We start from the raw sequence: 15,459 nt of genomic DNA, 5'->3' as shown, positions 1-15,459 counted from the left end.
ATTGCGCCGACTTACTCCTATTAGAACACACGTTCGAACGGGATTCAAGGCCGTGGTCGCCGCTTTTCTCCGATACTCGACCCATGAAGCCGCACGCCGCCGACGACCTCGCCACCCTCCTGCGGCAGTGGAGCGAGACCCAGCTCGCCGCCCTCGACGTACCCGACCAGCCGATCGCGGAGGCCCTCCGGTCCGGCAGCCTGCTCCGCCCGCCGGCCACCGAGGACGCCGTACGCGCGGCCGAGGAGCGCCTCGGGACGCGATTCCCGCCGTCGTACCACTCCTTCCTCCTGCTGTCCGACGGCGCGTACGGCGACACGATGGGCGTGGTGACCAACCCGATGCCCGAGGAGCGGTTCGGCTTCCTCCCGGCCGCCGAGGTCCGGTGGTTCCGGGAGCTCGAGCCCGAGTCCGTGGACATGTGGTGCCGCACGCAGGACGAGATCGACGAGGCGAACGGCGGCCCCGACCTGACCCCGCCGTTCGAGGGGGACGAGGTGCGCGACCACCGCCGGATCCGCGACGCATTGCTGATCGCCCGCGGGTTCGACGCCACTTGGTCGCTCCTCGTGCCGGTGGGCGAGCCGGGGCCGGAGGAGGAGTGGGAGGTCTGGGACCACTACAAGGAGGGCGCGACCCGATGGTCCTCCTTCCACGCCTTCCTGCGCGAAGCGGTCGAGGAGCAGGTGGGCATCGACGTCGACGAGGACGAGGCCCGTCGGCTGCTGGCGGCCGCCGCGGCGCACGACGTCCGGGCGGACCTGCTCGTCGCCCGGATCCGCTCGCCCGAGGCGGCCGGCGTACTGATGGAGGCCGCTCGCGGCGCGCGGCCGTCGGCACCGATGCGAGCGCTTGCCCGGATCGGCGGTCCCGACGTCGTCGCCTTCCTCGCCGACCTCGAGGTGCCGACCTGGCTGGAGAGCGAGCGGATGCGCGCCCTGGCCCGGATCGGCACCCAGGACGCCCTGGACCGCCTCGCCGCGGCGGGGGCGTTCTACGACCTGGCCCGGGTCGGCGACCCGCGCGCCCCGGGCATCGCCCTCGCGCGGCTACGGGCGAGCGACGACCCCAGCGTCATCCAGACGGCCACGAGCGTCCTCCGCGAGCTTCCGGACGCGGGCTACGTGCCCGACCTGCTCGACGCCTACGAGCGCGTCTCCTACGACGGCACCCGGGTCTCGCTGCTCTCCACCCTCGCCGCCTGCGGCGCCCACGACGCGGTCCGCCGCTGGGCGCCCGATCTGCTCGACGGCCCGTACGCCTACGTCGCCCGGACGATGCTCGACGACCTGCCGGACGCGTGACCGGTCCTGGTCAGAACCCGATGGACTGCAGGTACAGGTCTCCGAGGTAGCCCGCCCCGAGGATGGCGCTCCACGCCCCCAGCACCATGAACGGCCCGAACGGCACGGCGGTCTTGCGCCCCGCCCGCCCGCCGGCCATCAGCATCACCCCGGCCACGGCGCCGAGGATGAAGCCGAGGAAGGCGCCGACGAGGAAGGTCCCCCACGTCAGGTACGCCGTCATCGCGCCCACCAGCCCTGACAGCTTGACGTCCCCGAACCCCATCCCCCCGGGCGCGACGTACCAGACCACCGTGAAGAACGCGCCCAGGATGACCAGCCCCTCGCCCGCGCGCACCATCGCCTCCCCGTCGCCGCCGATCGCCAGCAGGACTGCGAGGACCGGGTACGACGGCAGCACGATCACGTCCGGCAGCCGGTGCACGTCGAGGTCGATGAGGGCCAACGCGATGGAGATGGCCGCGAACGTCAGGTACGCCGGCAGCAGCCGCAGCCCGTCGCCGTCGGTCCCGAATCGCAGCGCCACCAGCGCGAACATCAGCCCCGTCCCCGCCTCCACCAAGGGATAGCGCGCGCTGATCGGCTGCCCGCAGTCGAAGCATCTCCCGCGCAGGATGAACCAGCCGAGCACGGGGATGTTGTGCCGGGTGCGGATGGGGCTCCCGCACCTCGGGCACGCCGACGGCGGCCTCACCACCGACTCCCCCGCCGGCACCCGGTGCGCCACGACGTTGAGGAACGACCCGACGTTCAGGCCCAGCAGGCCGGCGAAGACGGGGATGAGGACGTCGAGGATCTGTTGCTCGGTCAGTTCTGCTCCGCCCAGCTGAGGACCTTGATCTGGCGTTGACCAGGCTCAGGGATGCCTTCGTAGGTTCCAGAGGTGTCATAGGGCGGATCGGTGATCATCACCCGCGCCGTCAATACATGTCGTCCACCTGACGCGCAGGTCGCCTGCTCCACACAGACATAGACCTGGAGGTCGACGACGACGGTCCTGCTGCCGAGACCGGTGCCGGCGTCGGGGATCGAGACCAGGGGATATCCGAAGACCTGGGACGGCTGTGCCTTGAAGTCGACGCCCATCGCCACCAGGCCCCAGCGGAAGGCCACGAGTGCGTCGTCGTCGGAGCCCGGGACAAGCCGTACGAAGCCGGTCGGCGCGTAGGTAGCGCCTTGCACGACGAACTCGCCCGCGAAGTTGCCGGCCGGGGCGTTGATGAACATGACGTCGGTCGTAGCCCGCAGGCGCGGCGGGGTGAAAGTAACCGAGAGCTGGATGGCGTCGATGATCAGGGTGTCGGCCACGGCCCCGTTCAGCAAGCGCACTTGGATGGTTGGCGTGGTCGCGGTGAACGCTCCGTCTTGGAGCGCCGTGCGAAGTTGCTCGGCGATGTCCGCGCTCCCCCAACCGCTTCCGTCAGGGTCGCCGACAACGACATTTTCTGGCGTCTCGTCCTTCACCGTCACGGTGAGGTCCTGCGCGCTCACCTTTGCGTACTTGATCCGCAATTGCGCCGAGTCGATGTCGGCGCCTGCGGGGATGGATGAGAGGCCTGCGAAACTCTGGAGGTCGAGCCCGATGTCGTCGTTAACGGCCGCGACCGTATAGGCGAGATTCGAGGCGTCCGGCGCGCTGATCGCCGCCTGCGGCTCCGCGGCCACGGGAGTCCGCACGCTCGTGGTCCACTTGAGCCCACCCGGATCGTTGCCTGCCTTCTCGGTGACGGTGCTCGCAGGGACGTCGGTCAGTGGAGGCGACGCGGGCAGGGTGGAGTTGCTCCGCTGCTGGTAGATCGTCATCGGCGCCTCGCCGCCGTTCGTCGGGCCACACAGTTCGACGTGGGCGTCGTCGGTGACCTCGATCCGGCTGTTGTTGCCGAACACGAACTGGACGCCATCGCCCGGACTGCGGTTGATGGGGCTCGCGCAGCGGCCGGGGATGGTGCTGACCGTCGGCGTCGCGAGATCGCCGCCGATCACGGTGGTGTCGATCTCCCAGATGTTGTCGCCGCCGTGTTCCTCGTCGATGAAGTCGAAGTAGTAGTCCCCGGAGAGGAAGCGGGCGGTGGTGCAGCCGTTCACCGCGTCACTGAGCGACTCCGCGTTGTTGTAGAAACCCGGCGGGAACTGGCAGGTACCCGCGTAGTCCGCGGGGTCACGGAAGTCCGTCGGTACAGCGGTCAGTGGTGATGCCGGGACGGCAGGCGCTGGCACCGAGCCGGGAGCGTTGCAGAACTGCTGCTCCACGTTGTTCTCGTCGACGCCCGCGATGATGTCGCCGGCACCGCTACAGGCGCCGTTGGCCTTCACGTAGCCGTCCGTCACGAGCGCTCCGGAGTCCACCTTGATGAAGGACTGTGAGGCCACACCACCACGCATCGGCATCGGAGCCTCGCCGCCTGTGCCGAGCGGATTGACTGTGATGCCGTGCCCCGCGACGCCGCTGATGCCGAGGGTGTCTGAGGTGCCGACGGTGGTCAGCGCCCGGGCGAAGGCGTCCGTCGGGTCGGGGTCCTCGATGCCGACACCGCTACCTCCGCCGAAGATTCCGGTCCCGGGCACCGGCGTGCACTCCACTCGCGCCGAGCTCGGGCCGGCCTGGTCTCCGGCGGCGGGGTAGACGTTCTTCAACTCGAGGTCGTTGGACGGGTCGTCTCGATCCGTATCCGCGTCCGGTCCGTCTGTCGCCCCGAAGCAACCGGCGCCGTCGGCGTTGTTGGTGTAGACCCAGTTGTCCCAGAGACCCTCGAAGGAGGGAACCTGCCAACCGGGCGTCTTGGCGCCGAGGCGCAGGTTGTTGATCGCGACCTTCGCCGCAGTGTCGGCCGCATACGAGGTGCCTGCCACCCCGCGCAGGCTGACCGTTGCCCGAAAGTTCGTCCAGCCCTTGGTCAGGAGCGCTCCGGTCACGAGGGCCACCGTCGTGATGATGATCAGGGCGATCACCAGCATGGCTCCCCGATCACCGCGTAGGTCTCTCAGCCGTTCGGTCATCCTTGCCTCCGGTCGGCCGAGACGGTGGTGGTGTAACCGGTGCTCGCCGGCTCCGACGGGTCTCGCACGGTGAACTCCATCGAGACTCGGTTCGGCGGTGATCCGGCGGTGCAGGTCGCGTCGCACGTGATCGTGGGCGTCCCGGTCAGGTTGTGCGCGACGGTGAGTGGCGCGCCCTCCACGCCGTCCTTGCAGCGGACACGCTTCAGTGAGTAGGGCGCGCTGCTGCCCACTCGGACGTACGTCACTTCCTGCGCCGTCGGAGTCCAGGCCGTCGACACGCTCGCATTGACGGGATATTCCCCCCAAGCGAAGGCGACGACAACCGTTCCGACCGTGGCCCCGCAGTTCGACGGACCGGTCGTGCCGACGTAGACCGACTGTGCGGTCGGCGCGGGGTTCGACGGGTCCGTCGGGGTGAAGGTCCGTCGGCCGAGGCTGCTCACGTCGTTCTGCCAGTAGGCGGAGATGAACTGCTGGTCGGTGGACTCGGCGAGGCGGGCCTGCGTCGTGCCACTCACCTTGAGGTACTGGATCACGACACCGAGGAGAACGACAGCGATCACGCCGAGGATCGCGACGGTGACGACCAGTTCGATGAGCGTGAAGCCGGCGTCTCGACCACGGCGGAGCCGCTCACGGGTCAGCATGGGTTGCTCGCCGACGTGGGCACCGGGCCGTTGCACGGCTGGCGGAGGATCACGGTGAGCGTCTCGTCCGCCCGGCGGGTGGCGTCCCCGGTGGTCTGAACCGTCAATTCGAGGCGCTGGATGCCGTCGGCCGTGCAGCTGCCCCACGTCGTGCCGTTCCAGGACTGCACGCTGCTCACCGACTTCGTGTAGCCACCGGGGAGGCTGGGCACTGCCACGCTCGTGTAGTTCGCCATGGCCGTTGCACCTCCCGGACCGCAGACTGAGTACGCCCCCGAGTTGTCAACGTAGTTCTGGATCGCCTCGGCGAAGCTGCGGACGTAGGCGCCTCCGGACGCCTCGTTGCGGTGCTGAGTCGATGCCTTGACGCTGAGCAGGAGGCCGCTGAGGATCGCGACGCCGGCGATGCCGAGGATGGCCACGGAGACGATCAACTCGACGAGGGTCTCGCCGTGATCGCTCCTGGCCGTCTCCCGGAGTCGTTGCATCAGACCTCCGCCTGCTGGAAGATCCCGTACATCGCCGACACCAGAGCGACCGCCACGAAGCCCACGATCCCGCCCATGACGATGATGACGATCGGCTCGAAGAGGGCGGTCAGCTTGGCGATCTTGTAGTCGAGCTCACCCTCGTAGTATTCGGCCGTCACCTCGAGCTGGGTGTCCATGGAGCCGGTCTCCTCACCGACCCGGAGCATGGCGGTCGCCGTCCCCGGGAAGAGCCGGGTGCGAGCCAAGGGCGTCGCCAGACCTTGGCCCTCGAGCATCTGCTCGGTCACGCCGTTGAGCCTCTTGATGTAGACGCGGTTGCGCAGCGAGTCCGTGGCGACGGCGATGGCCTCGGGGAGGTTGACCCCCGCGGAGACCATCGACGCCATCACCCGGCAGAACCGCTCGACCAGCGCGTATTGGATCGTCTCGCCCAGCACCGGAACCTTGAGCAGGAACGCGTGCCATGCGTACTTGCCCTTCTCGAAGCGCTGCGAGATCACGAACAACGCGACCCACGCGCCCAGCGCCCCCAGGATCGCCCACCACCACATTCCGAGGAAGTCGGTGAAACTCATCAGCAGTCTGGTCGGCAGCGGCAGCTCGGCATCGAGGTCGGCGAAGAAGTCCTCGAACCGCGGCAAGACATAGATGGCCAACACCAGCACGGTGGCCACCGACATGACGGCGACGGCGATCGGGTAGATCAACGCCGACTTGATCTTGCGGCGCGCCTCGAGGTCACGCTCGATGTAGACCGCCAGCCGCGCGAGGACGGTGTCGAGCTCGCCGGTCAGCTCGGCCGAGCGGACGATGCCGCGGTAGAACTGGGGAAACACCTTGGGATAGCGCTCCAGGGTGTCGGAGAAGCGCTCCCCGGCCCGGAGCCGGTCCTCGATGTCGTGCATCATCCGGCGTACGGACGAGTTGTCGCTCTCGGCGCCGATCGAATGGACGGCATCCAGGATCGGCAGCCCGGCCCGCAGGAAGGCGGCGATCTGGCGCGAGAGGTGCATGACGTGCTCACGCTTGATGCGCGGCCCCGAGATCTCGTACTGCAGGAGGCCCTTCTTCTCGGTCACCCGCAGGTCGCGGAGGTTGCGCTCGAAGAGCGCGATCTCGGCGTCGCCGCGGCTGGGCGCCTTGTGGCTGCCCTTGACCCGGTTGCCGTCAACATCGACTCCGGCGAAGGCGTACTTCGGCATGTCAGACTCCTGCCACGTAGATCGAGCGCATGACCTCGGCCGCCGTGGTCGTGCCGTGGGTGACCAGTTGGGCGGCCTGCTCCTGGAGCGTGCGCATCCCCTGACTGCGGGCCAGCTTGCGCATCTGGTCGTGCTGCGCGCGGTCGACGATCAACTCCCGCACCTCGTCGGTGACGACGAGCATCTCGTAGACGCCGATCCGCTCGAGGTAGCCGGTGTGCGCGCAGAAGTGGCAGCCCGTGCCGTGCTGGAAGCCACCGACCGGCTCCTGACCGCCGAACTGCTGCAGGAAGGCGAGCTCGTCCGGTGAGGGCTGGTAGGGCTCGAGGCAGGAGGTGCAGCTGCGACGCACCAGGCGCTGAGCGACCACGGCGGTCACCGACGAGGCGATGAGGAAGGCCTCGATGCCCATGTCGAGCAGACGATAGAGGGCTGAGACCGCCTCGGTGGCGTGCAGCGAGGACAGCACGAAGTGGCCGGTGAGGGCCGACTGCACGGCGATGCGAGCGGTGTCGACGTCGCGGATCTCGCCGACGAGGATGACGTCCGGGTCCTGGCGCAGGATCGACTTGAGACCGCCGGCGAAGGTGATCCCGGCCTGCTCGTTGATCTGGATCTGGTTGATCGAGTCGAAGGTGTATTCCACCGGGTCCTCGATGGTCATCAGGTTCTTCTCGGGGCTGTTCAGCTCGCCGAGCGACGCGTAGAGGGTGGTCGTCTTGCCGCCGCCGGTCGGGCCGGCGCAGATGACCATGCCGAAGGGCGAGTGGATGAGCTGGGAGTATCGGCGCGCCGTGTCGACGGGCATGCCGAGCTGCTCGAGCTTGAAGAGCGGTCGGCTCTTGTCGAGGACCCGCATCACGATCTTCTCGCCGCCGACGACAGCAGTCGTGGACACCCGGATGTCGACCTCGCGACCGTCGACGCCCATGGAGATCTGGCCGTCCTGCGGGCGCCGCCGCTCGACGATGTTCATGTCGCCCATGATCTTCACGCGGCTGACGATGGCCGGCCCGATCGAGGACGGGAGATCGAGCACCTCGGTGAGGGCGCCATCGATGCGATAGCGGACCCGGACCCGCTCACCGGTCGGCTCGACGTGGATGTCGGACGCCCGATCGCGCAGTGCCTGGGTGATGATCGACTGCACGACCCGGACGACCGGCGCCTCTTCGTTGGCGGTGATCGACTCGAGCTCGGAGGCCTCGCGACGGAGCACGTCCCGGGCCTCGAAGGCCTGGATCTGCCCCCCGACCTCCTGGGTCGCCCGGTAGGACGTAGCGAGCCCCCGCTCGAGGTCGCGCTCGGTCGCCACGATCGGACGGACCTTGCGCTCGAGCACCGCGACGATCGCCGCCAGGCGCTCCGGCGCCGGGTCGAGCACTGCGACGGTCACGGCGTCCTCGTCGACCGCGACGGGGAGCGCTTGGAGCGTCACCGCCTGGTCGCGGGTCAGCAGCGACAGCGCGTCCTGCTCCGGGGCCGTGGTCCGGAAGTCGGCGAGCGGGACCTCATGGTGCTCGGCAAGCGTGCGAGCCAGCGCGTCGTCGGTGATCGCACCGCTCGCGATGAGCCTGGCCGCCAACGAGCCGCCGCCCTGATCGCGGACCGCGTCGATCTGGTAGGGCTGGACCCGCCCCGCAGCGACCAGGATCCGGCCGAGCCGCTCGTCGTCCTCGTCCGTGCGCGGGACCGCGACCGGCTCGTCGACCTTGCTGTGCTTCCCCCGGAGCCTCATGTCTGCTGGGCCGGCCTCACTGACCCACGCCGACGGCGAACCGCGGGCGGGCCTCGATGTCCTTGGGGTAGAGGCTGCGGGCCACCGCTTCCTCTTCGGAGACGATCCCGGCCTGGATCAGGTGCGACAGCGACTTCTCGAGAGTGACCATGCCGTCCTGCGCGCCGGTCACGAGGGAGTTCCGCAACTGGTGGGTCTTGCCCTCCTTGATCAGGTTGCGCACAGCCGGAGTCGCCGTCAGCACCTCGTAGGCAGCGATCATGCCGCCGCCGATCCGAGGGATGAGGCGCTGGTAGACGACGCAGGACAGTGCCGCAGCCAACTGGACCCGGATCTGGGCCTGCTGCTCAGCAGGGAAGACGTCGATCATGCGGCCCAGCGACTGGGCGGTGTCGTTGGTGTGGAGCGTGGCGAAGACGAGGTGGCCAGTCTCCGCGACAGTGAGGGCGAACTGGATCGACTCCAGGTCGCGCATCTCACCGACGAGCAGCACGTCGGGGTCCTCGCGGAGGACCGAACGGAGGGCGTTGTGGAAGCTCTCGGTGTCGGTGCCGACCTCGCGCTGGTTGACCGCCGCCATCTTGTGGTCGTGGACGTATTCGATCGGGTCCTCGACGGTGATGATGTGGCAGCCGCGGTTGGTGTTGATCAGGTCGATGAGCGAAGCGAGGGTGGTCGACTTGCCGGAGCCGGTCGGTCCGGTCATCAGGATCAGGCCCTGGTGCTTCATCGACAGCTCGCGGAGCACCGGCGGAAGGCCGAGGTCGTCCGGCGTCGGCACGTGTCGCGGGATCATCCGCAGCGCGACGGCGGTGAGTCCGCGCTGGGTGAAGGCGTTGCCGCGGATCCGCGCGTGCTCGCGCCAGGAGAAGGAGAAGTCGTACTCGTGGCTGCCCTCCCAGACGTCGCGCTGCTCGGGCGTGAGTACCTCGGAGAGGAGAGCGTCCGTATCGTCGCGCGTCAATGCGGACTGGCCAGCGACCGGAGCCAGTGTCCCGTCAACGCGAATCATCGGTGGCAATCCGACGGTCAGCATGAGGTCGGTCCCCCGGACGTCCCACAGGGCGGCCAGGAGCTGGTCGACACGGTCACCGATGCTGTGCAGGTGATGAAGCATTCCGCTCTCCTTCTGCAGACGCCCAGGGGGCTGCTGCCACCGCGCGGCAGCAGCCCCTCGAGGGAACGTCAGCTGTTGCAGCCTGCTACGGAGCCGGTCACAACGCCGGAGGTCCAGTTGATGGTCAGCCCAGAGGGCTGAGCCGCGTCGTGCACGAACTCCGGGTAGAGGTCAGCCCAGTTAGCCGGCTTCGCGCCCGTCGGACTGTTGGCCACGAACGCCTCGTAGGCGGTCTCCACAGTCTTGCGCGAGGTCTTGCAGGCAGCGACGTCGCCGCGGTCCGTGATTCCTTGGACCGAGAAGACGACAATCGCGGCCAGGATGCCGAGGATGATGATGACGATCAGGAGCTCGATGAGAGTGAAGCCGCTGTCGTTGCGGCGGGCCGCGGAAACGCGGTCGGTGAGTCGGCGCATGCCAAAGCCTCCGGAAGGAGAGAGGGTTGATAAGAAAGGAGCAGCCCCCGAGCGCTGCGTCTAGCAAACGCCATGCCTGACGGTCCGTCACGACAATGGACATTTCTTTACCTTGTGCGCGAAAGCCGCTAGAAATCGGGGGAAACTCGTCCCTCGGATCCGCGGGATCGGCTGCGCGAACGGCGTTGGGTGGTGACAATGCGGGGGTCTTGAGACGGCCGTGGCCGGCCTGCTCGACCACCGTCACTCGGCTGGCGCGGCTTCGGCAGGGTCGGGGATCAGAACGCGTCGAGAGCGGCGGAGATGCGGTCGGCGCTGGTGTCGCTGACCTCGCCCTTGGCGAGCAGCTTGTCGAGCGACTTGCGGAGCTCGTCGACCTTCTTGTCCAGATTCCCCGACTTGTCCTTGTCCAGCCACTTCTCGAGTTCGTCGACCTGGTGGTCGAGGTCTGCGGCGGCCTTCTCGGAGATCCCGCCGCTCGCGGCCTCCTGGGCGATGGTGTCGCGGAGGCGGTCGACGGGCGATGCGGCCGGCGCGGACGGTGTGGTCGGGGGTGACGGGGCGGACGTCGTCGGGGTGGCCGGGGCGGTCGAGGGCGGCGTCGTCGTCGCCTCCACGCTGGGCGCGGTGTCGCGCGAGGTGTCGCTGGGTTCGTCGTCCTGCCCGAGCAACCCGATCAGGACGGCGCCACCGAGCAGGCCGAGGAGTGCGGCGCCGGCGACGAGGACCACCCGGCGGTAGGGCAGGCCGGTGGCGCGAGGCGCGGCGGCGCTGGTCGTGGTCAGGACCTGCGTCGCGTCCGCAGGGCCGAGCAATGCAGCGAAGCCGGCTGCTCGTCGTACCGGGTCCTTCGCGAGGAGGTCCGCGACCAGGGCGTCGACGTCGGCGGGCACGTCCCGCCGGGCACTCACCCGGGGCGCCTCGACGCTGACGTGCTGGTGCAGCAGCCCGGCCGGGTGCTCGGCCGTGAACGGCGGCTCGCCGGTGAGCATCGTCATCAGCACACAGCCGAGCGCGTAGTGGTCGCTCGCCGCAGTCGCCGGCTCGCCGCGCGCCTGCTCCGGCGCGAGATAGGCGGCGCTGCCCACCACCTGGCCGGTCCCCGTGAGGCCGGTGGAGGTCATCTCGGCCAGACGGGCGATGCCGAAGTCGACCAGCCGCAGCCGGCCGGCGCCGTCCAGCACGAGATTGCCGGGCTTCACATCGCGGTGGACCACGCCCGCGCGGTGGACCGCGTCGAGCGCCGCCGCGGCCTGACGGGCCAGGTCCAGGGCCTCGGCGACCGGAAGCGGACCGCGCTCCTCGACGACCTCCCGGACGCTCGGGCCGGGGAGCAGCTCCATCACGAGGTACGCCGTCGCGGCCGCCTCGTCCACCCCGCTGTCGTACACGGCGACGAGGTGGGGGTGCGTGAGCTGAGCGGCCGTGCGGGCCTCCTGCCGGAAGCGCTCGAGCGACGTCGGGTCGGCGAGCTGGCCGACGGCGACGACCTTCACCGCGACATCGCGCCGCAACGTCAGGTCGTGCGCGGCCCACACCTCGGCCATGCCGCCACGCCCCACCGGGCGGCGCAGCTCGTAGCGCGACGCGAGCACGACTCCCGGGACCACGGGACCCATCATGGCGTGCGTGCGGCGACGGTGGTTCCGAGGCTCCTCGCCGCGCTCGCCGCACCTCGACCACCGGGGTCCACCGCGTATCGCGGACCGCGCCCGGGGTACTTCGATTCCACGGGCTGAAGGGGGAAGCCGTGGGCGGGACGAGCACGTCCGAGGGCCGGGGCGAGGTGCCGCTGCTGGCGGAGCGCTACCGCCTCGAGGAGGTCATCGGGCGGGGTGGGATGTCGGAGGTCTTCCGTGCCACGGACGTCCAGCTCAGCCGCCCGGTCGCGGTCAAGGTGCTCCTCGACGGGCGCGGCAGCAACGACCGCGACCGCTTCGTCGCCGAGGCCCGCACCCTCGCCCGGCTCTCGCACACCGGCCTCGTCACCGTGTACGACGCGGGGCTGCGTCCGGACACGACGCCCGATCCCGCCGCGGCGCAGGTCGGGCGGCTCTTCCTGGTGATGGAGCTGGTCGAGGGGCCGACGCTGGCCGACGTGATCGCCGCCGGACCGCTGCCCCTCGACCGTGCCGGCGCGGTGGGCGCGCAGGTGGCCGAGGCGCTCGACTACGTCCACCACCACGACGTCGTCCACCGGGACGTCAAGCCGGCCAACGTCCTGTGCGGCGACCAGCAGCACGTCAAGCTCGCCGACTTCGGCATCGCCCGGCTGCTCGACCACACCACCCAGCACACCGGCAGCGAGACCGCGGTCGGCACGGCGGCGTACGTCGCTCCGGAGCAGGTCCGCGGCGAGGCCGTCGACGGAGCGGCGGACGTCTACTCGCTCGGCCTGGTGCTGCTGGAGGCGATCACCGGACGCCGTGAGTACGTCGGCACTCCGGTCGAGGCGGCGATGGCCCGGTTGCACCGGCAGCCCGACATCCCCGAGGGCCTGCCCGACTCGTGGCGCCGGCTGATCGGGGCGATGACCGACCTGAACCCCGAGCGGCGGCCGAGCGCCGCGGAGGTCGCGGAGTGGCTGCGCTCGGGACTCAGCGCCCCCGCCCCGGTCGCCACGAGCGGCCTGCCGGACGCCACCGTGGCGCCGATCCTCGCCGGAACGGCACCGGTCGACGTACCGACCGAGGAGATGGCGCCTCCCTCGCCACTGCCGCGGACCCGCCGGCCCGCGCGCATCGTGGCCCGGGCGAGCGGCGTGCCCGGCGACATCCGCGGTGTCACCGCGGCCCTGGGCGCACTGGTGCTGATGCTCGTCGTCATCGCGCTGGCCGCGAAGGACGAGAGCGAGCCGACCATCCCGGCCGCGACCCCCACCCAGCTCGAGGAGCCCCTCCGGCAGCTGCACGACGCCGTCGACGACGCCGGCCTCTCCGAGCTCGCCGACCGCCTCGACGCCGTGGACCGCTCGGTGACGGCGGGAGACGGCAGCGCCACGCGCGCGGCGCTCGAGGACCTCGTCGCCCGCACCGCCGTGGCGTACGTCGGCGACCGGATCAGCGACGACGAGGCCGGGGACGTCTTCGACGCCGCCCGCGACGTCCTCGCCGAGCTGCCCGCCGAGCTGCCCGCCGACTCGACAGACACCGGGGCGTGACCTGGCCACACTGTGCTCCGCCTGATCACTGCCCGACGTGCTCCTCGAACACGAGCACGGTCTGGGTCGCGACCACCTCCGGCAGTGACTGGATCCGCTCCAGCACCAGCTCGCGCAGGTGCTCGGCGTCGCGCGCCCGCACCAGGATGACCGCGTCGAAGTCGCCGCTCACCAGCGCGACGTGCGCCGCCTCCTCGAGCGCCCACACCTTCTTGCGGAACGACTTCCAGGAGTTCTGCTTCGTGCGGACGTGGATGTACGCCGACAGCCCCAGCCCCAGCGCCGCGGGATCCACCTCGATGGTGAACGCCCGGATCACGCCCGAGTCGACGAGCCTCTTCACCCGCGCGTAGGCACTGGTCCGGCTGATCCCGAGCCGCTGCGCCAGCTCGCGCATCGAGGTCCGGGAGTCGGCGCGCAGGACGTCCAGAATCTCCTGGTCCACGGCATCCATGGCGAACAGATTGCCACCACTGATCGCCATTTCACAGCCATGCGTCCGGCCCGTCTCGCATTTGTGTGGACCACGTCACACAATGCGGCCATGTTCGAGGAAGCGCAGTATTTCGCCCCCGTGACCGCCGACGACGACGGCTCCCTGAAGGTGCATCTCGGCGCCGACCACCCCGGCTTCGCCGACCCGGCGTACCGCGCGCGCCGCGACGCGCTCGCCACCCTCGCCCACAACTGGCGCCCGGGCCAGCCGTGCCCGACCGCGGAGTACACCGACGAGGAGCACGGCGTGTGGCGCGTCGTGAGCGAGGCGCTCGTGACCAAGCACCGCGCCTACGCCTGCCGCGAGTTCCTCGACGGCAAGGAGTCCCTCGGCCTGCCGATCGACCGGATCCCGCAGCTCGAGGAGGTCAGCGGGTGGCTCGCCCCCCTGACCGGATTCCGCTACCGCCCCGCCGCCGGCGTGGTCCCGCTGGACGACTTCTACGGCGTGCTGGCCGACAAGGAGTTCTTCTCCACCCAGTACGTCCGCCACCACTCCGTGCCGCTCTACACCCCCGAGCCCGATGTCCTGCACGAGGTCGTCGGCCACGGCAACACCCTCGCCAACCCGCGCTTCACGGCGCTCTACGAGCTCGCCGGCCAGGCCGCCCGCCGGGTCCAGACCACGGAGGCGCTGCGGTTCGTCAGCAAGGTCTTCTGGTTCACCCTCGAGTTCGGCGTGCTGTGGGAGTCCGGCGAGCTCAAGGCGTACGGCGCCGGCATCCTCTCCTCCCCCGGCGAGATCGAGGCCTTCCGCGGCATGACCATCCGCCCGCTCGACATCGCCGCGATGGGCACCCAGGAGTACGACATCACCGACTACCAGGACCTGCTCTACGTCGCGGAGTCCTTCAGCCAGATCGAGGACGTCGTCGGCGGCTTCTGGGCCGAGTGCACCGACGACTCGATCGCCCGGATCCTGGCGCGCACCCCCGTCCACGCCTGACGCCTGCCCGGCTCCTCTCGGGGAACAGGATCGCGCCTCGGCAATATTTCCCGCGTTCGAGCCCGTCTGCGACAAATCCGGCCTTGACGGTGATCCAGATCACAACCAGTGTGGTGCCGCTCGGACTTGTTCTTCCACAAGTTGTGCTTGTCCTTTCACAAGAAGCAGAGGTCGATCGTGCGCCACCTACCCATCGCGCTTGCCGTCACCGCCCTGACCGCCGGACTGCTCACCGCCAGTCCACCCGCGAGCACCGCCCCCAGCCGGGACGACGGCGGCACGGGCCTCGAGGTCTACGTCGTCGAGGCATCCCCCGGCGAGCTCGAGGCGCTCGAGGGCGTCGGCGTCGACACGCACCACGTCGCCCACCAGGACGCGGGCCAGGGCAAGGTGCGACTCGATGCGGTCATCACCGAGGCCCAGGCCGCACAGCTGCGCAAGGACGGTCTCGACGTCAAGGTCAAGCGGGTCAACGGTCGCAAGGCCTCCGAGGCCGCGCGCCTGCAGAACCGCGCCGGCTACGAGGCCTACCGCTCCTACAGCGAGGATGGCGGCATCGAGGACGAGCTCCGGGAGACCGCGGCGGCGTACCCCGAGATCGCCAAGCTCGTCACCCTCGGGCAGACCGTCAACGGTCAGGACATCCTCGCACTGAAGGTCACCAAGAACGCCAAGGTCCTCAAGGACGGCAAGCGGCCGTCGGTCCTGTACGGCGGCGCGCAGCACGCGCGCGAGTGGATCACTCCCGAGATGGTCCGCCGGCTGATGCACCACTACCTCGACAACTACGGCTCCGACCCCGAGATCACCGGCCTGGTCGACACGACCGAGCTGTGGTTCCTGCCCGTCTCCAACCCCGACGGCTACGACTTCACCTTCACCGACGACAACCGCCTGTGGCGCAAGAACCTCCGCGACAACAACGGCGACGGCACCATCACGG

Annotated in this window: 14 protein-coding genes; 4 read left to right on the top strand and 10 right to left on the bottom strand. The window is 69.7% G+C overall.

Features of this window, described 5'->3' with window-relative positions; translation table 11 throughout:
• Positions 1-83 precede the first annotated feature (83 nt).
• A complete protein-coding gene (locus FHP29_RS21940) occupies positions 84-1,304 on the top strand; it encodes an SMI1/KNR4 family protein (protein WP_192903933.1) in 1,221 nt (406 codons plus the stop codon).
• Between the two features lie 10 nt (positions 1,305-1,314).
• Here the strand turns inward: FHP29_RS21940 and FHP29_RS00905 are convergent, their stop codons facing one another.
• From FHP29_RS00905 to FHP29_RS00865, 9 genes are all read right to left on the bottom strand, one after another.
• A complete protein-coding gene (locus tag FHP29_RS00905) occupies positions 1,315-2,058 on the bottom strand; it encodes a prepilin peptidase (protein WP_275669409.1) in 744 nt (247 codons plus the stop codon).
• Between the two features lie 53 nt (positions 2,059-2,111).
• Positions 2,112-4,301, bottom strand: coding sequence for a hypothetical protein (locus FHP29_RS00900; protein ID WP_139620992.1), 2,190 nt, complete (start codon positions 4,299-4,301; stop codon positions 2,112-2,114).
• Entirely contained in the window at positions 4,298-4,951 is a 654-nt protein-coding gene (locus FHP29_RS00895) for a type II secretion system protein (protein WP_139620991.1), read from the bottom strand. The genes FHP29_RS00900 and FHP29_RS00895 overlap by 4 nt, the downstream gene beginning before the upstream one ends.
• Positions 4,945-5,439, bottom strand: coding sequence for a type II secretion system protein (locus FHP29_RS00890; RefSeq protein WP_139620990.1), 495 nt, complete (start codon positions 5,437-5,439; stop codon positions 4,945-4,947). The genes FHP29_RS00895 and FHP29_RS00890 overlap by 7 nt, the downstream gene beginning before the upstream one ends.
• Positions 5,439-6,644, bottom strand: a complete 1,206-nt coding sequence (locus tag FHP29_RS00885; RefSeq protein WP_139620989.1) for a type II secretion system F family protein — start codon at positions 6,642-6,644, stop codon at positions 5,439-5,441. Before FHP29_RS00885 ends, FHP29_RS00890 begins: the two co-directional genes overlap by 1 nt.
• Before the next feature lies 1 nt (position 6,645).
• Positions 6,646-8,382 carry a GspE/PulE family protein gene (locus FHP29_RS00880; protein WP_139620988.1) on the bottom strand — a complete coding sequence of 579 codons (1,737 nt, stop codon included), beginning with the start codon at positions 8,380-8,382 and terminating at the stop codon, positions 6,646-6,648.
• Between the two features lie 16 nt (positions 8,383-8,398).
• Entirely contained in the window at positions 8,399-9,499 is a 1,101-nt protein-coding gene (locus FHP29_RS00875) for a type IV pilus twitching motility protein PilT (RefSeq protein WP_139620987.1), read from the bottom strand.
• Positions 9,500-9,567: 68 nt separating this feature from the next.
• Complete coding sequence (locus FHP29_RS00870; RefSeq protein WP_139620986.1) at positions 9,568-9,915, bottom strand: prepilin-type N-terminal cleavage/methylation domain-containing protein; 348 nt, start codon at positions 9,913-9,915, stop codon at positions 9,568-9,570.
• Positions 9,916-10,193: 278 nt separating this feature from the next.
• A complete protein-coding gene (locus FHP29_RS00865) occupies positions 10,194-11,525 on the bottom strand; it encodes a serine/threonine-protein kinase (RefSeq protein WP_158296434.1) in 1,332 nt (443 codons plus the stop codon).
• 140 nt (positions 11,526-11,665) lie between these two features.
• Here FHP29_RS00865 and FHP29_RS00860 point away from each other — a divergent pair, with 140 nt between their 5' ends.
• Complete coding sequence (locus tag FHP29_RS00860; RefSeq protein WP_139620984.1) at positions 11,666-13,075, top strand: serine/threonine-protein kinase; 1,410 nt, start codon at positions 11,666-11,668, stop codon at positions 13,073-13,075.
• A 25-nt stretch (positions 13,076-13,100) separates the two neighbouring features.
• On the opposite strand, the gene FHP29_RS00855 is transcribed toward FHP29_RS00860, so the two are convergent.
• Positions 13,101-13,529 (bottom strand): Lrp/AsnC family transcriptional regulator, encoded by a 429-nt coding sequence (locus FHP29_RS00855; RefSeq protein WP_240044219.1) that lies wholly within the window; start codon positions 13,527-13,529, stop codon positions 13,101-13,103.
• Between the two features lie 90 nt (positions 13,530-13,619).
• Here FHP29_RS00855 and FHP29_RS00850 point away from each other — a divergent pair, with 90 nt between their 5' ends.
• On the top strand, positions 13,620-14,516 hold the full coding sequence (locus FHP29_RS00850) for a phenylalanine 4-monooxygenase (RefSeq protein WP_139620982.1): 897 nt from the start codon (positions 13,620-13,622) through the stop codon (positions 14,514-14,516).
• A 177-nt stretch (positions 14,517-14,693) separates the two neighbouring features.
• Positions 14,694-15,459, top strand: a 766-nt coding sequence (locus FHP29_RS00845) for a M14 family zinc carboxypeptidase (protein ID WP_275669408.1), incomplete at its 3' end; no start/stop codon positions are given.

The organism is Nocardioides albidus, from assembly GCF_006335005.1.
GTDB lineage: Bacteria > Actinomycetota > Actinomycetes > Propionibacteriales > Nocardioidaceae > Nocardioides > Nocardioides albidus.
This window is presented reverse-complemented; position numbering and strand designations above follow the sequence as displayed.

What these genes read in the sequence shown, in the direction of transcription:
- FHP29_RS21940 (WP_192903933.1), top strand. Translation starts at nt 84, where the DNA reads ATGAAGCCGCACGCCGCCGACGACCTCGCCACCCTCCTGCGGCAGTGG.
- FHP29_RS00900 (WP_139620992.1), bottom strand. Translation starts at nt 4,301, where the DNA reads ATGACCGAACGGCTGAGAGACCTACGCGGTGATCGGGGAGCCATGCTG.
- FHP29_RS00895 (WP_139620991.1), bottom strand. Translation starts at nt 4,951, where the DNA reads ATGCTGACCCGTGAGCGGCTCCGCCGTGGTCGAGACGCCGGCTTCACG.
- FHP29_RS00890 (WP_139620990.1), bottom strand. Translation starts at nt 5,439, where the DNA reads ATGCAACGACTCCGGGAGACGGCCAGGAGCGATCACGGCGAGACCCTC.
- FHP29_RS00885 (WP_139620989.1), bottom strand. Translation starts at nt 6,644, where the DNA reads ATGCCGAAGTACGCCTTCGCCGGAGTCGATGTTGACGGCAACCGGGTC.
- FHP29_RS00880 (WP_139620988.1), bottom strand. Translation starts at nt 8,382, where the DNA reads ATGAGGCTCCGGGGGAAGCACAGCAAGGTCGACGAGCCGGTCGCGGTC.
- FHP29_RS00875 (WP_139620987.1), bottom strand. Translation starts at nt 9,499, where the DNA reads ATGCTTCATCACCTGCACAGCATCGGTGACCGTGTCGACCAGCTCCTG.
- FHP29_RS00870 (WP_139620986.1), bottom strand. Translation starts at nt 9,915, where the DNA reads ATGCGCCGACTCACCGACCGCGTTTCCGCGGCCCGCCGCAACGACAGC.
- FHP29_RS00855 (WP_240044219.1), bottom strand. Translation starts at nt 13,529, where the DNA reads ATGGATGCCGTGGACCAGGAGATTCTGGACGTCCTGCGCGCCGACTCC.
- FHP29_RS00850 (WP_139620982.1), top strand. Translation starts at nt 13,620, where the DNA reads ATGTTCGAGGAAGCGCAGTATTTCGCCCCCGTGACCGCCGACGACGAC.